This window comes from Kitasatospora sp. NPDC042419 (assembly GCF_056437345.1).
This window is the reverse complement of record NZ_JBWKAW010000002.1, coordinates 685,838-701,886: the sequence shown is the minus strand read 5'-3', so window position 1 is coordinate 701,886 and position 16,049 is coordinate 685,838. Positions and strand designations below refer to the sequence as shown.

Sequence of the window (16,049 nt, the reverse complement as noted above, 5' to 3'; positions counted from 1 at the left end):
TGTCGGGGGCCTCGGGGGGCGGCTGCCGCGTCCGGTCGCAGTCGCAGCCGCGGTCCGTCATGGTCGCCTCACTGCTCACCGGCTCGCCTCGCTCCCTGTGCTCGGTCCTGCTCGGCCCCCTCGGCGGACCACCGGGAACCGCGCCCCGGGGAACCCCGCCCCGGGAACCGCACCCATTCGGCCGCTTGCACCAAGACTATGGCGGTTTCGTTCGGTTATGCCCCGTTTGCCGAAGAGGATCCGCCGGACAGTACGACGTTCAACCGTTCGGCTTGCGGCAGGACCGTGCCCGGCCGGAGGCGGTTCCACACCGCCCGACCCGAAGCCGCCCGACCCGGAGCCGGCCGACCCGCTCCGCCGCGCCCTACTCCGTGCGCAGCCGCCGGGAGAGCAGCCACGGCTCGACCAGCCCGAGCCCGCGCACCGGCCGGCGCCACATCGGCTGCAGGTTGAACCGGTACCCGGCGTGCGGCCCGAACACCGGCAGTCCGCCGGCCGGCGGGAGCCCGGCGGCCGCCGAGAGCGCCTCGGCCAGCCCGGGCCCGTCCGCGTCGGCCGGCGCGACGCTGCCGTGCAGCTCCAGCGCGGCGGCGAACTCGCCGTCGATCAGCACCGCGTCCTTGGGCGCGATCGAAGTGAGGCGGCTGGCCAGGTTCACGGTGGTGCCGAAGACGTCGCCCATCCGCGAGGTGACCGTGCCGAAGGCCATGCCGACCCGCAGCGCGGGGATGGTCTCGTCCTCGGCCAGCGCCTCGATCAGGCTGAGCGCGATCTCGGCGGCGGTCACCGGATCCTCGGAGACGTAGAGGATCTCGTCACCCAGCGTCTTGATCACCCGGCCGCCCTGGCCGGCGATCAGGTCGGAACAGGTGTTCTCGAAGGTCTCGACCAGCTCGCCGAGCTCCTCCTCCTCCAGCCGCCGGGAGAGCCGGGTGAAGCCGACCAGGTCGGCGAAGCCCACCGCGAGCCGGCCGCTGGTGATCTCGTTGTCCTCGGCGGCCTGCACCACCCGGCCGGTCACGGCGGCCAGCTGGCGGCGCCACACGTAGACCAGGAACTGCTCCAGCTCCGGCAGCAGCAGCTCGACCAGCGGGTACGCGACGTCGGCGCGGGTCAGACCGGGCTCGACGGACTGGGTGAGGTTCTCCAGGAAGGTGTCCATCTGCCAGCCGGCCAGCCGGGCCGTGGTCTGGCCGGTGGAACGCGCCACCTGGATCGCCATCGACTCGCTCAGCAGGCCCGACTCGACCAGCCCGGCCAGCCGGCGCAGGGCGATCACGTCACCGTCGGTCAGCGCCCGGGACTGCCCGATGTCCGGGAAGCCCATCGCCCGCCAGAAGCGGGTGGCCAGCTCCATCGGGACGTCGGCCGCCCGCGCGGCCTGGTACGGGGTGTAGCGGCGCGGCGCATCCAGGATCAGGCGCTCCAGGTCGAGGGCGACCGTCTGGTCCTGGGAGCCCGCCGTGCCGCCGTTGCTGCCGTCCTCTGCCACCGGTCCGTCCCCGTGCGGTCGCCGCACTCGCCTCGTGTCCTGCCTGTCCGGGCGCGCCCGCCACCCCGGCGGGCAGTGGCGCGCCTCACACTGCTGCCAGGTGGAATATTCGCACGGAATCCCGCGATCCGGGGCATCCGCCCGGGTCAAGGGGAAGTGAAGACTCCCATCGGCCCGGGCCGTTCCGCGCCCCGGCGCCGCTCCCCCCGGCCCGCGGAACCGGCGGCGCGGACGACACCGGCCGCCGGCGCGGCCCAGGCCGTCGGCACCGCCCCGGCCGCCGGCGCGGCGCAGGCCGTCAGCGCGGCGCAGGCCGGACGTGGACGACGTCACCCGCGCCGACCGGCTGCCGGGAGCCGTCGGGCGTCCGGACCACCAGCCGGCCGTCCCCGTCGACCGCCACCGCCTCGCCCAGCAGCTCGCGGTCACCGGGCAGCAGCACCCTCACCTCCCGGCCCAGCGTCGTGCACCGGTCCGCGTACGCGCGCAGCAGCCCGCTGGCGTGCGGATCCCCGGCGGCCGCCGTCCACTCCCCGTACAGCTCGGCGAAGTCGCGCAGCAGCGCGCGCAGCAGGGTGGACCGGTCCGTCACGGCGGCACCGGCCAGCGCCAGCGAGGCCGCGGTCGGCACCGGAAGCTCGGACTCGCGCAACGAGACGTTGACGCCCAGCCCGGCGACCACCGCGCCACCGCTCAGCTCGGTGAGGATGCCGCCCAGCTTGCGCTCCGACCCGTCGATCCCGACCTGGAGGTCGTTGGGCCACTTCAGGCCGACCTCGACCTCGGCGACCCGGCTCAGCGTGCCGGCCGCCGAGACGCCGACCAGGATCGGCAGCCAGCCGTACCGTTCGACGGGTACCTCGTCCGGGCGAAGCAGGACCGAGAGGAAGAGGCCCGAGCGGGCCGGTGCCGTCCACTGCCGTTCCAGCCGTCCGCGGCCGGTCCGCTGCGCCTCGGCGACCAGCACCGCGCCCTGCGGGGCGCCGTCCCGGGCCCGGGCGGCGAGGTCGGTGTTGGTGGAGCCGGTCTCGTCGACGACGTCCAGCGAGGTCCACAGCCCGCCCGGCGTCAGCAGGTCCCGGCGGAGCGCGGCGGCGCTCAGCGGCGGGCGGTCCAGGTCGGTCCACGGCGACGGCCCGGCGTGGCCGAAGCCGCGCAGTCCACTGCGGCGGGGGGTGTCGGAGGTCATGCGGCACACCCTAGAGGCCGTAGGCCGCCCCATCGTCCCGCAGATCGGCCGCCTGCCACACTGTGTCGCTGGCCATAACGGGAAACCCTCCGCGATGGCTACGCTACCCAACGGTAGTTCGTAGCGCCGCCCTGCCCTCATCCGCGCGGGTCCCCACCCGGCCCGCGCGCCCCCGAAACAGGTCGCGGCCATGGATCAGGGAGAGCCACCGGATGACCGAGGCGCCGTACGACCCGCACACCACCGCCGGCAAGCTCGCCGACCTCCGGCGCAGGCTCGACGAGGCGGTGCACTCCGGCTCCGCCAAGGCGGTGGAGAAGCAGCACGCCAAGGGCAAGCTGACGGCCCGCGAGCGGGTCGCGGAGCTGCTGGACGAGGACTCGTTCGTCGAGTTCGACGAGTTCGCCCGGCACCGCTCGACCAACTTCGGCCAGGAGAAGACCCGCCCGTACGGCGACGGCGTGGTCACCGGGTACGGCACCGTCGACGGCCGCCAGGTCGCCGTCTTCGCCCAGGACTTCACCGTGTTCGGCGGCTCGCTGGGCGAGGTCTTCGGCGAGAAGATCGTCAAGGTCATGGACTTCGCGCTGAAGACCGGCTGTCCGGTGATCGGCATCAACGACTCCGGCGGCGCCCGGATCCAGGAGGGCGTGGTCTCGCTCGGCCTGTACGGCGAGATCTTCCGCCGCAACGTGCACGCCTCGGGCGTGATCCCGCAGATCTCGCTGATCATGGGCCCCTGCGCGGGCGGCGCGGTCTACTCCCCCGCGATCACCGACTTCGTGGTGATGGCCGACCAGACCTCGCACATGTTCATCACCGGTCCCGACGTGATCAAGACGGTCACGGGCGAGGACGTCGGCATGGAGGAGCTGGGCGGCGCGCGCACCCACAACACCAAGTCCGGCAACGCGCACTACCTGGCCACGGACGAGAAGGAGGCGATCGAGTACGTCAAGAGCCTGCTCTCGTACCTGCCCTCCAACAACCTCTCCGACCCGCCGTCCTTCCCCGAGGAGGCGGACCTCGCGGTCACCGACGAGGACCTCGAACTCGACACCCTGGTGCCCGACTCGGCGAACCAGCCGTACGACATGCACAAGGTGATCGAGCACGTCCTCGACGACGGCGAGTTCCTGGAGACCCAGCCGCTGTACGCGGGCAACATCCTCACCGGTTTCGGCCGGGTCGAGGGCCACCCGGTCGGCATCGTCGGCAGCCAGCCGATGGACCTCGCCGGCTGCCTGGACATCGCCGCCAGCGAGAAGGCCGCCCGGTTCATCCGCACCTGCGACTCGTTCAACATCCCGGTGCTGACCTTCGTCGACGTGCCCGGCTTCCTGCCCGGCACCGAGCAGGAGTGGGACGGCATCATCCGCCGCGGCGCCAAGCTGATCTACGCCTACGCCGAGGCCACCGTCCCGCTGATCACCGTGATCACCCGCAAGGCCTTCGGCGGCGCGTACGACGTCATGGGCTCCAAGCACCTGGGCGCCGACCTCAACCTGGCCTGGCCGACCGCGCAGATCGCGGTGATGGGCGCCCAGGGCGCGGTCAACATCCTGCACCGGCGCGAGCTGGCCGAGGCGGACGACGTCGAGGCCAGGCGGGCCGAGCTGATCGCCTCCTACGAGGACACCCTGCTCAACCCGTACCTGGCCGCCGAGCGCGGTTACGTCGACGCCGTCATCGCGCCGAGCGAGACCCGTCGGCACATCGTCCGCGGCCTGCGCGCGCTGCGCGGCAAGCGCGAGACGCTGCCGCCGAAGAAGCACGGCAACATCCCGCTGTAGTCGCCCGCTGCGAGAGGATCGCGAGAGGATTGAGCATGGCCCCGATCCACGTGCTGCACGGGCAGCCGACCCCCGAGGAGCTGGCCACCGTCCTGGCGGTGGTCCAGGCCCGGGCCGCCGCCGCGCAGGCTGCCGCCGAGGCGGCCCGCCGTGCCGGTGCCGGCCCGGACTCCCCCTGGAACGACCGCGCCCGCAGGCTCCGGGCCGCCCCGCGCCCGGGCGTCAACGCCTGGCGCACCTCCGGCTGGGCCGGATAGGGCACCGCGCCGGACCGCACCGCTGCTTTGCAAAGCGGTGCTGGCGCTTTGCAAAGAGTGGGGATCCGCCTGAATCGGCGGATCCCCAACTCTTTGCAAATACCCGCACTTTGCAAAGAGCACGGCGGCGCACCTCGGCACACGCCCGGATTGCCCCGAAACCTGAGTACGGATACTCAGGCGTCCCGGCAGTCCCGCGGAGCACCCTGGACGAGTGCTCTGGTCAGACCCACGCGACGAGCCGTCCCCGGAAGCCCAGCGAATGCAGCGCAGGCTGCACCGGGCCGGCCATGTGCTCGCCGCCCTCACGCTGCTGATCGCCGTTCTGCTGATGATCTGAACGCGACGCGCCGAACGGCCGACCGGACCGCCCCTCTACCCTGGTGGGCATGACCGACCGCCGCGGCCTCGTGCTCGCCTCCGCCTCCCCCGCCCGCCTCGGACTGCTGCGCCAGGCGGGCCTCGACCCGCGCGTGGTGGTCAGCGGCGTCGACGAGGACGCGATCACCGCCGCCACCCCCGCCGAGCTGGCGCTCGTCCTGTCCGAGGCCAAGGCCGCCGCCGTCGCCGCCGGGCTCACCGACGGCGAACTCGTGGTCGGCTGCGACTCCGTGCTGGAGCTGGACGGCCAGGCGCTGGGCAAGCCCGCCGACGCCGCCGAGGCGCTGGCCCGCTGGCAGTCGATGCGCGGCCGCGCCGGCGTGCTGCGCACCGGCCACTGCGTGATCGACACCGCCACCGGGCGGCAAACCTCCGCCACCGCCTCGACCACCGTCCGCTTCGGCACCCCGGACGACGCCGAGGTCGCCGCCTACATCGCGACCGGCGAACCGCTGCACGTCGCCGGGGCGTTCACCCTGGACGGCCGTTCGGCGCCGTTCGTGGAGGGCATCGACGGCGACGCGGGCAACGTCATCGGCCTCTCGCTGCCGCTGCTGCGCGCCCTGCTCGCGGAGCTGGACGTCCGGATCACCGACCTCTGGGTCTGAGCTCAGCCACCGGCCGGGGCGTTGGCGGCCAGGAAGGCCAGCACGTCCGGCAGCGCGCCGTCCTTGAGCAGGTCGGCGCCGTGGTTCGAGCCCGGGTAGAGCTTCAGCTGCCGGACCGGGGCGGTCGCGGCGGCGTACAGCCCCCTGGCGTCGGCGGCGAACGGGGCGTCGTCCTCCTCGGCGGCGAAGAACTCCGGCACCCGGGAGGACTTCACCGCCGTCGTGGCGTCGTCCTGGCCGAAGCGGGCCGGGCCGCTGAGCGAGACCACGGCCGCGACCGGCAGCGGGCTCGGCGCCGAGCCGACGACCAGCGAGCCGGTGCCGCCCTTGGACGCGCCGACCAGGACGACCCTGGCGAACCCCTTGGTCTCCAGCCACTTCACGGCGGCCGGGAGGTCCTCCACCGGGCTGTCCGGCACCTCGGAGGCCAGCACCGCGTACCCGGCCGCGGTGAACGCGGGCAGGTAGGGGACCCAGTCGCAGAGCGAGCCGCGGAGCTGGTGCGAGAAGACGACGGCCACCGCGGCCGGGCCCGCGTCCGCCGGCCGGAAGTAGGCCGGGCGGACGCCGGAGGCGGCGGGCAGGTCGAGACTGCCGGCGTCGGCCTGCGCCTGGGTGAGGCAGCCGTGGGTCCGGGCCGGACCGGCCGCCGGCGCCGAGGCGCCCGCCGACGCCCGACCGGACGCAGAGCCGGACCCAGGACCGGATGCAGGACCGGACGCAGGGCCGGCTGATCCCGTGGACGCCCCCGCCGCCCCACTCGTACCCGAACTGCTGCACCCGGCCGTCGCCAGTGCGCCAAAGACGAGTGCTATTAACGCCAACTTCCCCGTTGATTGCCTCATTTGATGCACGCTAGGAGGGCGCTCCGGCACCGTCAACGGTCCGGACCAAGGCCGTCGGCCGGCCCACCGCTAGGCTGACCGACACCGTTCGAACGGGGGAGGTGGTGGGCGGATGACCGACAGCCTGCTCAACGTGCTGCTGGGGCTGGTGGCCAGCGCACTCAGCGCCGCGATCGGCTGGCTCGGCCAGAGCCTGCGCCGAAGACGGCGGCTGGACCGGACCAGGGCCTTCCTCGGCCTCCCGGCCGGCAGCGAGTGCCTGATCGTGGTCAACCGCAGCATCGGCACCGGCGCGCACCCCCGCACGGTCACCCGGCGCGACGCCTACGCGCTGATGGAGCTGGCCGCGCTGGTGAAGGAGTGCGGCGCGCAGGCCGACCTGGTCGCGCACGACGCCGCCCCGCGCAGCCTCGGCGCCAAGACCGAACTCTGCTTCGGCGGCCCCGTCTCCAACGACCGGATGGCCGCCCACCTCGCCTGGGGCCTGCCCGGGGTGACCGTCACCAACGGCCCCGAGGCGGCCGACAACGCGATCACCGTCGGCGGGCGCTCGTACACCGCCGACTGGGACGTCGAGACGTACGTGCTGCTCGCCCGCCTCGCCACCCCCGCGGGCGGCCGCCCGGTCTTCCTGGTCTCGGGCCAGACCGGGGTCGCCAACCAGGCCGGCGTCCGCCACCTGGTGACCCACCACCGGGCACTGGCCCGCCGCCACGGCACCGACGGCACCTTCGCCCTCCTCCTGCGGGTGAACAACCCCCGGGCCTACGGGCCGGACGTGGTCGAGCAGGTCGCCGACATCACCGCCCAGGCCCTGGAGCGCGCGCCCACCGCGGCCGCCGCCACCCCTGCCGGCACCCCCTCCGGCACCCCTGTTCCGGCGTCAACCCCCTGAAGAACACCGGGGAGCGGCTCGCGGACCGCTGGAGTGTGGCCAAGCCCACGGCCCCGCCGGGCCGCCGGGTCACCCTGCGCAAGCACCGGACCCCCTCCACCCCACCAGCCGCCACCTGGGGAGACTCCCGTCGGGCCGCCCACCACCCGCCCGGGCGCATCACCCTCCGTGTGGGATAGTTCACAACCTGGGGCTACTCGCCGGTACCGCCCAGGAATCCATAAACTCAACGAGGTTCAAGAAGGGAGCCACAGTGCGCAAGGTGCTCATCGCCAACCGCGGGGAAATCGCCGTCCGCGTCGCCCGTGCCTGCTCGGACGCCGGTATCGCCAGCGTCGCCGTCTACGCCGAGCCGGACCGGGATGCGCTGCACGTCCGCGCGGCCGACGAGGCTTACGCGCTGGGCGGCGACACCCCCGGCACCAGCTACCTGGACATCGCCAAGGTCCTCCAGGCCGCCGCCGACTCCGGTGCGGACGCCGTCCACCCGGGCTACGGCTTCCTGTCGGAGAACGCCGAATTCGCCCAGGCCGTCATCGACGCGGGCCTCACCTGGATCGGCCCGCCGCCGCAGGCCATCCGCGACCTCGGGGACAAGGTCACCGCCCGGCACGTGGCGCAGCGCGCCGGTGCCCCGCTGGTGGCCGGGACGCCCGACCCGGTCACGGGTGCCGACGAGGTCGTCGACTTCGCCCGGGAGCACGGTCTGCCGGTCGCCATCAAGGCGGCGTTCGGCGGCGGCGGCCGCGGCCTCAAGGTCGCCCGCACCCTGGAGGAGATCCCGGAGCTGTACGAGTCCGCGGTGCGCGAGGCGGTCGCCGCGTTCGGGCGCGGCGAGTGCTTCGTCGAGCGTTACCTGGACAACCCGCGGCACGTCGAGACCCAGTGCCTGGCGGACAAGCACGGCAACGTGGTGGTCGTCTCCACCCGTGACTGCTCGCTGCAGCGCCGGCACCAGAAGCTGGTCGAGGAGGCGCCCGCGCCGTTCCTGACCGCGGAGCAGAACGCCGAGCTGTACCGGGCGTCGAAGGCCATCCTCAAGGAGGCCGGTTACGAGGGCGCGGGGACCTGTGAGTTCCTGGTGGCGCTGGACGGCACGATCTCCTTCCTGGAGGTCAACACCCGTCTGCAGGTCGAGCACCCGGTGACCGAGGAGGTCACCGGCATCGACCTGGTCCGGGAGATGTTCCGGATCGCCGACGGCGAGGAGCTCGGCTACGGCGACCCGGAGGTCCGCGGTCACTCGTTCGAGTTCCGGATCAACGGCGAGGACCCGGGCCGCAACTTCCTGCCCGCGCCGGGCACCGTGACGCTGTTCGCCCCGCCGTCCGGTCCGGGTGTCCGGCTGGACTCGGGTGTGGAGACCGGCTCGGTCATCGGCCCGGCCTGGGACTCCCTGCTGGCGAAGCTGATCGTCTCCGGCCGCGACCGCAAGCAGGCGCTGGAGCGTGCGCGGCGCGCGCTGGCCGAGTTCCGGGTCGAGGGCATGGCGACGGCCATCCCGTTCCACCAGGCCGTGGTCGCGGACCCGGCGTTCGCGCCCGAGGTGCACGGCGGTGAGGGCCCGTTCAAGGTCTTCACGCGGTGGATCGAGACCGAGTTCAACAACACCATCCCCGCGTTCGCCGGTGCGGCCGGTGACGGCGAGGAGGCGGAGACCCGGGAGACCGTGGTCGTCGAGGTCGGCGGCAAGCGGATCGAGGTCTCGCTGCCGTCCTCGCTGGGCGTCTCGACCGCTCCGGCGGCCGGTGCGGGGGCCGCGAAGGCCAAGCGCCGGGTGGGTGCCAAGAAGGCCGGTTCGGCGGTGAGCGGTGACACCCTGGCCTCGCCGATGCAGGGCACCATCGTCAAGGTGGCCGTCGAGGAGGGCCAGGTCGTCGCCGAGGGCGAGCTGATCGTCGTCCTGGAGGCGATGAAGATGGAGCAGCCGCTGAACGCGCACAAGGCGGGCACGATCGTCGGTCTCAAGGCCGAGGTGGGTGGCAGCGTCTCCAGCGGCGCCGCGCTCTGCGAGATCAAGGACTGATCTCCGCGCACTGCGTCACCGGTCCGTACGCCCCCCAGGGTGTGCGGACCGGTTCCGTTTCCGGCGGCGGGCCGGTGCCCGTGCGCGGCTGCGCGGCGGGTTCACCGCCCCCGCGGCAGGCCCAGTTCGGCGAGTCTGGCGGGGAGCGGGCCGCCCGGTCCGCCCGGTCCCCCGGGGCCGCCGTGCGTGCCCGGTCGGCGCTGGCCGGGCAGCGGGGCGCCGCCGGGGGGCGGGGGGGCCACCCGGCGGGCCAGCGGGCCCGGCTGGGTCTGGTGGACGGGTCCGCTGCCGGTGCCGTGCACGGGGGCGTCCCCGGTGGGCGGGGCGCCGAGCGGCGCGAGGTCGATCTGGACCCCGCAGTCGGCCAGCGCGTCCAGTTCCCGTGCGGTGGCGTCGTCGGCGGTGGCCTGCTCGTCGGTGACCAGCCGGGTGATGGTCTCGGTCGGGACGGTCTGGAACATGGTGTCCGCGCCGAGCTTGGTGTGGTCGGCGAGGACGATCACCTCGGCGGCCGACTGCACCAGCGCCCGGTCCACGCTCGCGGAGAGCATGTTCGTGGTCGAGAGGCCGCGTTCGGCGGTCAGCCCGCTGCCCGAGATGAACGCCTTGGACACCCGCAGTCCGTGCAGCGACTGCTCGGCACCGCTGCCGACCAGGGCGTAGTTGGAGCCGCGCAGGGTGCCGCCGGTCATCACCACCTCCACCCGGTTGGCGTGCGCCAGCGCCTGGGCGACCAGCAGCGAGTTGGTGACCACCGTCAGCCCGGGCACCCGGGCCAGTCGGCGGGCCAGTTCCTGGGTGGTCGTGCCGGCGCCGACGACCACGGCGTCGCCTTCCTCCACCAGGCCCGCGGCGAGATCGGCGATGGCGCTCTTCTCTGCGGCGGAGAGGTGGGTCTTCTGCGGGTAGCCGGGTTCGCGGCTGAAGCCGCCGGGGAGCACCGCGCCGCCGTGCCGGCGGTCGAGGAGCCCTTCTGCCTCCAGGGCCCGTACGTCGCGGCGCACGGTCACTTCGGAGGTCTGGACGACGCGGGCCAGTTCACGGAGCGAGACGGCTCCGTTGGCGCGCACCATTTCGAGGATCAACTGGCGACGTTCTGCTGCAAACACAGAACCGACGGTAACCTGCGTGACCGTCTGCTTTCAGGCGTTTGCTGCTAGTAGCGGGAATTGCTCACGCAAGAGCGGCGCGTGACCGTACAATACGCGCCGTCAGCAATCCGGGACTGCGCCCGCCGTCCGGGTGATGCCCCGGCCTGCGCAAAGGGCGGCCGCCGAACGGCGACCGCCCTCAACTGGGCATCCGGTGCTCAGGATTCGCCCGATTCCCGCTTCCGGATGTGGAGCTGGCGGGCGGCCTCGGCGGTGGAGCCGGAGACCGACGGATAGACGGTGAAGGCGCTGGCCACCTGTTCGACGGTCAGATTGGCGTCCACCGCGAGCGAGATCGGGTGGATCAGTTCGCTGGCGCGCGGGGCGACGACCACGCCGCCGACCACGATGCCGGTGCCCGGGCGGCAGAACAGCTTCACGAAGCCGTCCCGGATGCCCTGCATCTTGGCCCGCGGGTTGCCGCGCAGCGGCAGCTTGACCTCGACCGCGTCCATCTTGCCGCACTTCACGTCGGCGGCGGTGTAGCCGACGGTGGCGATCTCCGGGTCGGTGAAGACGTTGGAGGCCACGGTCTTCAGGTTGAGCGGCTGCACCGCGTCGCCGAGCGCGTGGTACATCGCGATCCGGCCCTGCATGGCCGCCACCGAGGCCAGCATGAAGACGCCGGTGCAGTCGCCGGCCGCGTACACGCCGGGGGCGGAGGTGCGGGACACCCGGTCGACCTGGATCTGGCCCCAGTCGTTGAGCTTGACCCCGGCCTCCTCCAGACCCATCTCCGCGGTGTTCGGGATCGAGCCGACCGCCATCAGGCAGTGCGTGCCCTCGATGACCGTGCCGTCGGAGAGGGTCACCTCGACCCTGTCGCCGATCCTCTTGGCGCTCTCGGCGCGCGAACGGCTCATCACGTTCATGCCGCGGCGGCGGAAGACCTCCTCCAGCACCTCGGCGGCGTCCGGGTCCTCACCGGGCAGCACCCGGTCGCGCGAGGAGACCAGGGTGACCTTGGAGCCGATCGCCTGGTACGCGCCGGCGAACTCGGCACCGGTGACGCCGGAGCCGACCACGATCAGCTCGCGCGGCAGCTCCTCCAGGTCGTACACCTGGGTCCAGGTCAGGATCCGCTCGCCGTCCGGCTGGGCGTCCGGCAGCTCGCGCGGGTGCGCGCCGGTGGCGATCAGGACCGCGTCGGCGCGCAGCGACTGGACGCTGCCGTCGGGGGCGTCCACCAGCACCTCGCGGGAGCCGTCCACGGCCTGCCCGCCGGTGCCGAGCCGGCCGCGGCCGCGCAGCACGGTGACGCCGGCCCGGGTGACGGACTGGGTGATGTCGTGGGACTGCGCGATCGCCAGGCGCTTCACACGGCGGTTGACCTTGCCCAGGTCCACGCCGACCACCCGGGCGGGGCTGTCGATGTGCGGGGTGTCGTCCGCGACGATGATGCCCAGTTCCTCGTACGAGCTGTCGAAGGTGGTCATCACCTCCGCGGTCGCGATCAGGGTCTTCGACGGCACGCAGTCCGTGAGCACCGCCGATCCGCCCAGGCCGTCGCGGTCGACGACGGTCACCTCCGCGCCGAGCTGGGCCGCCACCAGGGCCGCCTCGTAGCCGCCGGGTCCGCCACCGATGATCACGATCCGAGTCACGTCCACCATTGTCCCGCACGCCGGCGGCGCTGCCACGCCGGGGTCGGGGCTTCTGCGCGATCGCCCGGGGAACGTAGTCTTCCCCCCATGCCCCTTTACGCCGCGTATGCCACCAACCTCGATGCCCGGCAGATGACCCGCCGCGCCCCGCACTCGCCGCTGCGCACCACGGGGTGGCTGTCCGGCTGGCGGCTCACCTTCGGTGGCGAGCAGCTCGGCTGGGAGGGTTCGCTGGCCACCGTGGTGGAGGACGAGAAGGACCAGGTGTTCGTCTCGCTCTACGACGTGGCGCCGATGGACGAGGAGGGGCTCGACCGCTGGGAGGGCGTCCAGCTCGGCATCTACCGCAAGATCAAGCTGCGCGCGCAGACCCTGGACGGCGACGTGCCGGTCTGGACGTACGTGCTCAACGACTACGAGGGCGGTCTGCCCGCCGCCCGCTACCTGGGGCTGATCGCGGACGCGGCGGAGAGTGCCGGCGCCCCCGACGACTACGTCCTGGACCTGCGCCGCCGCCCCTGCTGAACGGTCCGGTCCACCGGGCGGGGGCGGGCGCACGCCGCCCCCTCCGTCCGCCCTCCGGCCCGAGGGCCGGGCCCGGCCCCGCCCCGCGTCTCCCCGCCCCGCCGGGCGACACGACCCGGTGACACGCCCCGGTGACACGCCCCGGCGAGACCCGATCGGACCGCCCGACCGGACCGCCCGGTGACCCCGCCCGGGCCCGCGGCCCACCCCCGTTTGTGGCTTGCTCCGGGTCGCACCCCCCGGCACGCGCCCGGGAGCTGTACGTTCACGCCATCCGGGTAACGATCCGGCACGTCGTACCAGGATTTTCTACGCGCGTAGCCGTTTCCCGTCTATCCTCGGACGTGTGAACGCATCTCCTCAGTCGGTCGTCTCCGCCGACCCCTACGCCGCCGCCCAGGCTGCCGCCGAGCGCCTCCGCGAGCTGACCGGTGCCGAGCGCCACGACGTCGCCCTGGTGATGGGCTCCGGCTGGGTGCCGGCCGCCGACGCCCTCGGCGAGACGGTGGCGGAGTTCCCGGTCACCGACCTCCCGGGCTTCCCCGCCCCCGCCGTCGCCGGCCACGCCGGCACGATCCGCTCGGTGAAGATCGGCGAGAAGCGCGCGCTGATCTTCCTGGGCCGCAACCACTACTACGAGGGCCACGGCGTCGCCACCGTCGTCCACGGCGTGCGCACCGCCGCCACGGCCGGCTGCGGGATCATCGTGCTGACCAACGGCTGCGGCGGCCTGCGGCACGGCTGGGTCCCCGGCCAGCCGGTCCTGATCAGCGACCACATCAACCTGACCGCGGACTCCCCGATCGTCGGCGCCAACTTCGTCGACCTCACCGACCTCTACGCCAAGCGGCTGCGCGACCTGTGCCGCGAGGTCGACCCGACGCTCGACGAGGCCGTCTACGTCCAGTTCCGCGGCCCGCACTACGAGACCCCGGCCGAGGTCAACATGGCCCGGGTGATCGGCGGCGAGCTGGTCGGCATGTCCACCACCCTGGAGGCCATCGCCGCCCGCGAGGCCGGCGCCGAGGTGCTCGGCATCTCGCTGGTCACCAACCTGGCGGCCGGCATGACCGGCGAGCCGCTCAACCACGCCGAGGTGCTGGAGGCCGGCAAGGCCTCCGCCGAGCGGATGGGCGCGCTGCTGGCGAAGGTCCTGGAGCGGATCTGACGCCGCTCCGGCGCACGCCCGGCGCCCGGCCCACACCCGGACGCCCGGCGCGCACCGCGTGAGCGACGGGGCCCGCGCGCGGCCGTGATCCGTTGATCGACCGATCCGCTGATCACGCCCGCCCGCGGGCCCCGTCCGCATGCGCCCCTTCCCCGCACGTCCGACCCCCGCACGTCCGGGGCCTCGCACCTGCGGGGCTCGAACGTCCGGTCCCCGGCCCGTCCGGCAGGACCCCGGCACCCCCAGTCACGTCACGCGGAACCCTCCGGCCCACCGGCGTCCCCCGCCCCTCCGGCCGAACCACCGACGCACTTCCCGATGGAGCTGCAGCCATGACGCAGGCAACCACCACCGACCTCCTCGCCCGGGCCCGGACCTGGCTGGCCGAGGACCCGGACCCGCAGACCCGCGAGGAGCTGTCCGCGCTGCTCGCCGACGCCGAGGCCCCCGAGGCCGAGTCCCAGGCCAAGCTCGCCTGGGCCGAGCTGGCCGACCGCTTCGCCGACCGCCTCCAGTTCGGCACCGCCGGCCTGCGCGGCGAACTCGGCGCCGGCCCGATGCGGATGAACCGCGCCGTGGTCATCCGGGCCGCCGCCGGCCTGGTCTCCTACGTCAAGCAGCAGGGCCTCGGCGACCTCGTCGTCATCGGCTACGACGCCCGCCACAAGTCGTACGACTTCGCGCGCGACACCGCCGCCGTGGTGGTCGGCGCCGGCCTGCGCGCCGCGCTCTTCCCGCGCCCGCTGCCCACCCCGGTGCTCGCCTACGCCATCCGCCACCTCGGCGCCGCCGCCGGCGTGACCGTCACCGCCAGCCACAACCCGCCGCAGGACAACGGCTACAAGGTCTACCTCGGCGACGGCTCGCAGATCGTCCCGCCGGCCGACGCCGGCATCGCCGCCGAGATCGACGCCATCGGCTCGCTCACCGACGTCCCGCTCGCCGAGAGCGGCTGGGAGACCGTCGACGAGTCCGTCGTCGACGCCTACCTCGACCGGGCCGCCTCCATCGTCGACCCGCACAGCGCGCGCGACCTCGACGTCGTCTACACCCCGATGCACGGCGTCGGCCGGGACACCTTCGTCGCGGCGATGCGCCGGGCCGGCTTCCCCGCGCCCACCGTGGTCGCCGAACAGGCCGAGCCCGACCCGGACTTCCCGACCGTCGCGTTCCCCAACCCGGAGGAGCCGGGGGCGATGGACCTCGCCTTCCGCACCGCCTCCACGGTCGGCCCCGACATCGTCATCGCCAACGACCCGGACGCCGACCGCTGCGCGGTGGCCGTCCCCGCCAACGGCAACGCGGCGGGCGGCGGCAGCGGCGCCGCCGGCTGGCGGATGCTCCGCGGCGACGAGGTCGGCGCGCTGCTCGGCGCCGCCCTGGTCGCCAAGCGGGCCGCCGGCACCTTCGCCACCACCATCGTCTCCTCCTCCCTGCTCGGCCGGATCGCCGGGGCCGCCGGGCTCGGCTACGCCGAGACCCTCACCGGCTTCAAGTGGATCTCCCGCGCCGAGGGCCTGCGCTACGGCTACGAGGAGGCGCTCGGCTACTGCGTCGACCCCGAGGGCGTCCGCGACAAGGACGGCATCACCGCCGCCCTGCTGGTCGCCGAACTGGCCGCCACCCTCAAGCGCTCCGGCCGCACCCTCACCGACCTGCTGGACGACCTGGCGCTGGAGCACGGCCTGCACGCCACCGACCAGCTGTCCGTCCGGGTCCAGGACCTCTCGCTGATCGCCGACGCCATGCGCCGCCTGCGCGAGCAGCCGCCCGCCGAACTGGCCGGCCTGACCGTCACCCGCGCCGACGACCTGACCGCGGGCTCCGCCGACCTGCCGCCGACCGACGGCCTGCGCTACCACCTGGCCGGCGACGCCGTCCGCTCCGCCCGCATCGTGGTCCGCCCCTCCGGCACCGAGCCCAAGCTCAAGTGCTACCTGGAGGCCGTCCTCCCGGTGGCCACGGCCGCCGACCTCGCCCCGGCCCGCGAGCGCGCCGCCGAGCTCCTCGCCGCCGTCAAGCGCGACCTCGCGGCCGCCGCCGGCATCGACGCCTGACCGCACCCGCGCAACCGGAAGGAGCGTCTCCCGGCCCCGGCCGGCAGACGCTCCTTCC

At 73.8% G+C, this 16,049-nt stretch carries 14 protein-coding genes; 9 read left to right on the top strand and 5 right to left on the bottom strand.

Going from position 1 to position 16,049, the window contains the following annotated elements; translation table 11 throughout:
• Positions 1 to 364: 364 nt before the first annotated feature.
• Entirely contained in the window at positions 365 to 1,492 is a 1,128-nt protein-coding gene (locus tag AC067J_RS07010) for an adenylate/guanylate cyclase domain-containing protein (RefSeq protein ID WP_478296903.1), read from the bottom strand.
• Between the two features lie 298 nt (positions 1,493 to 1,790).
• Positions 1,791 to 2,681, bottom strand: a complete 891-nt coding sequence (locus AC067J_RS07005) for a biotin--[acetyl-CoA-carboxylase] ligase (protein ID WP_478296902.1) — start codon at positions 2,679 to 2,681, stop codon at positions 1,791 to 1,793.
• A 212-nt stretch (positions 2,682 to 2,893) separates the two neighbouring features.
• On the opposite strand from AC067J_RS07005, the gene AC067J_RS07000 reads away from it, so the two are divergent.
• The 4 genes from AC067J_RS07000 (at position 2,894) to AC067J_RS06985 (ending at position 5,720) form a co-directional block, all read left to right on the top strand.
• Positions 2,894 to 4,474 carry an acyl-CoA carboxylase subunit beta gene (locus tag AC067J_RS07000; RefSeq protein WP_478296901.1) on the top strand — a complete coding sequence of 527 codons (1,581 nt, stop codon included), beginning with the start codon at positions 2,894 to 2,896 and terminating at the stop codon, positions 4,472 to 4,474.
• A 35-nt stretch (positions 4,475 to 4,509) separates the two neighbouring features.
• Positions 4,510 to 4,731 carry an acyl-CoA carboxylase epsilon subunit gene (locus AC067J_RS06995; protein ID WP_327677587.1) on the top strand — a complete coding sequence of 74 codons (222 nt, stop codon included), beginning with the start codon at positions 4,510 to 4,512 and terminating at the stop codon, positions 4,729 to 4,731.
• A gap of 214 nt (positions 4,732 to 4,945) precedes the next feature.
• The gene (mmpB, locus tag AC067J_RS06990; RefSeq protein ID WP_478296900.1) at positions 4,946 to 5,071 is read left to right on the top strand and encodes a morphogenic membrane protein MmpB; all 126 of its coding nucleotides are present in this window, start codon (positions 4,946 to 4,948) and stop codon (positions 5,069 to 5,071) included.
• Between the two features lie 49 nt (positions 5,072 to 5,120).
• Positions 5,121 to 5,720, top strand: a complete 600-nt coding sequence (locus AC067J_RS06985) for a nucleoside triphosphate pyrophosphatase (protein ID WP_478296899.1) — start codon at positions 5,121 to 5,123, stop codon at positions 5,718 to 5,720.
• Between the two features lie 2 nt (positions 5,721 to 5,722).
• On the opposite strand, the gene AC067J_RS06980 is transcribed toward AC067J_RS06985, so the two are convergent.
• The gene (locus AC067J_RS06980) at positions 5,723 to 6,241 is read right to left on the bottom strand and encodes an alpha/beta hydrolase family protein (RefSeq protein ID WP_478296898.1); all 519 of its coding nucleotides are present in this window, start codon (positions 6,239 to 6,241) and stop codon (positions 5,723 to 5,725) included.
• A 436-nt stretch (positions 6,242 to 6,677) separates the two neighbouring features.
• Here AC067J_RS06980 and AC067J_RS06975 point away from each other — a divergent pair, with 436 nt between their 5' ends.
• Both AC067J_RS06975 and AC067J_RS06970 read left to right on the top strand, forming a co-directional pair.
• Positions 6,678 to 7,460 (top strand): hypothetical protein, encoded by a 783-nt coding sequence (locus AC067J_RS06975; protein WP_478296897.1) that lies wholly within the window; start codon positions 6,678 to 6,680, stop codon positions 7,458 to 7,460.
• A gap of 253 nt (positions 7,461 to 7,713) precedes the next feature.
• Positions 7,714 to 9,486 carry an acetyl/propionyl/methylcrotonyl-CoA carboxylase subunit alpha gene (locus tag AC067J_RS06970; protein ID WP_478296896.1) on the top strand — a complete coding sequence of 591 codons (1,773 nt, stop codon included), beginning with the start codon at positions 7,714 to 7,716 and terminating at the stop codon, positions 9,484 to 9,486.
• A 101-nt stretch (positions 9,487 to 9,587) separates the two neighbouring features.
• Here AC067J_RS06970 and AC067J_RS06965 read toward each other — a convergent pair whose 3' ends face one another.
• Together AC067J_RS06965 and AC067J_RS06960 are read right to left on the bottom strand one after the other, a co-directional pair.
• Entirely contained in the window at positions 9,588 to 10,559 is a 972-nt protein-coding gene (locus AC067J_RS06965) for a DeoR/GlpR family DNA-binding transcription regulator (protein WP_478296952.1), read from the bottom strand.
• A gap of 236 nt (positions 10,560 to 10,795) precedes the next feature.
• The gene (locus AC067J_RS06960) at positions 10,796 to 12,250 is read right to left on the bottom strand and encodes an NAD(P)H-quinone dehydrogenase (RefSeq protein WP_478296895.1); all 1,455 of its coding nucleotides are present in this window, start codon (positions 12,248 to 12,250) and stop codon (positions 10,796 to 10,798) included.
• A gap of 78 nt (positions 12,251 to 12,328) precedes the next feature.
• Between AC067J_RS06960 and AC067J_RS06955 the strand changes: the two genes are divergently transcribed.
• From AC067J_RS06955 to AC067J_RS06945, 3 genes are all read left to right on the top strand, one after another.
• Entirely contained in the window at positions 12,329 to 12,766 is a 438-nt protein-coding gene (locus tag AC067J_RS06955) for a gamma-glutamylcyclotransferase family protein (RefSeq protein WP_329882712.1), read from the top strand.
• Positions 12,767 to 13,112: 346 nt separating this feature from the next.
• Positions 13,113 to 13,934, top strand: a complete 822-nt coding sequence (locus AC067J_RS06950; protein ID WP_478296894.1) for a purine-nucleoside phosphorylase — start codon at positions 13,113 to 13,115, stop codon at positions 13,932 to 13,934.
• A 332-nt stretch (positions 13,935 to 14,266) separates the two neighbouring features.
• Positions 14,267 to 15,991 (top strand): phospho-sugar mutase, encoded by a 1,725-nt coding sequence (locus tag AC067J_RS06945; RefSeq protein ID WP_478296893.1) that lies wholly within the window; start codon positions 14,267 to 14,269, stop codon positions 15,989 to 15,991.
• Positions 15,992 to 16,049 lie beyond the last annotated feature (58 nt).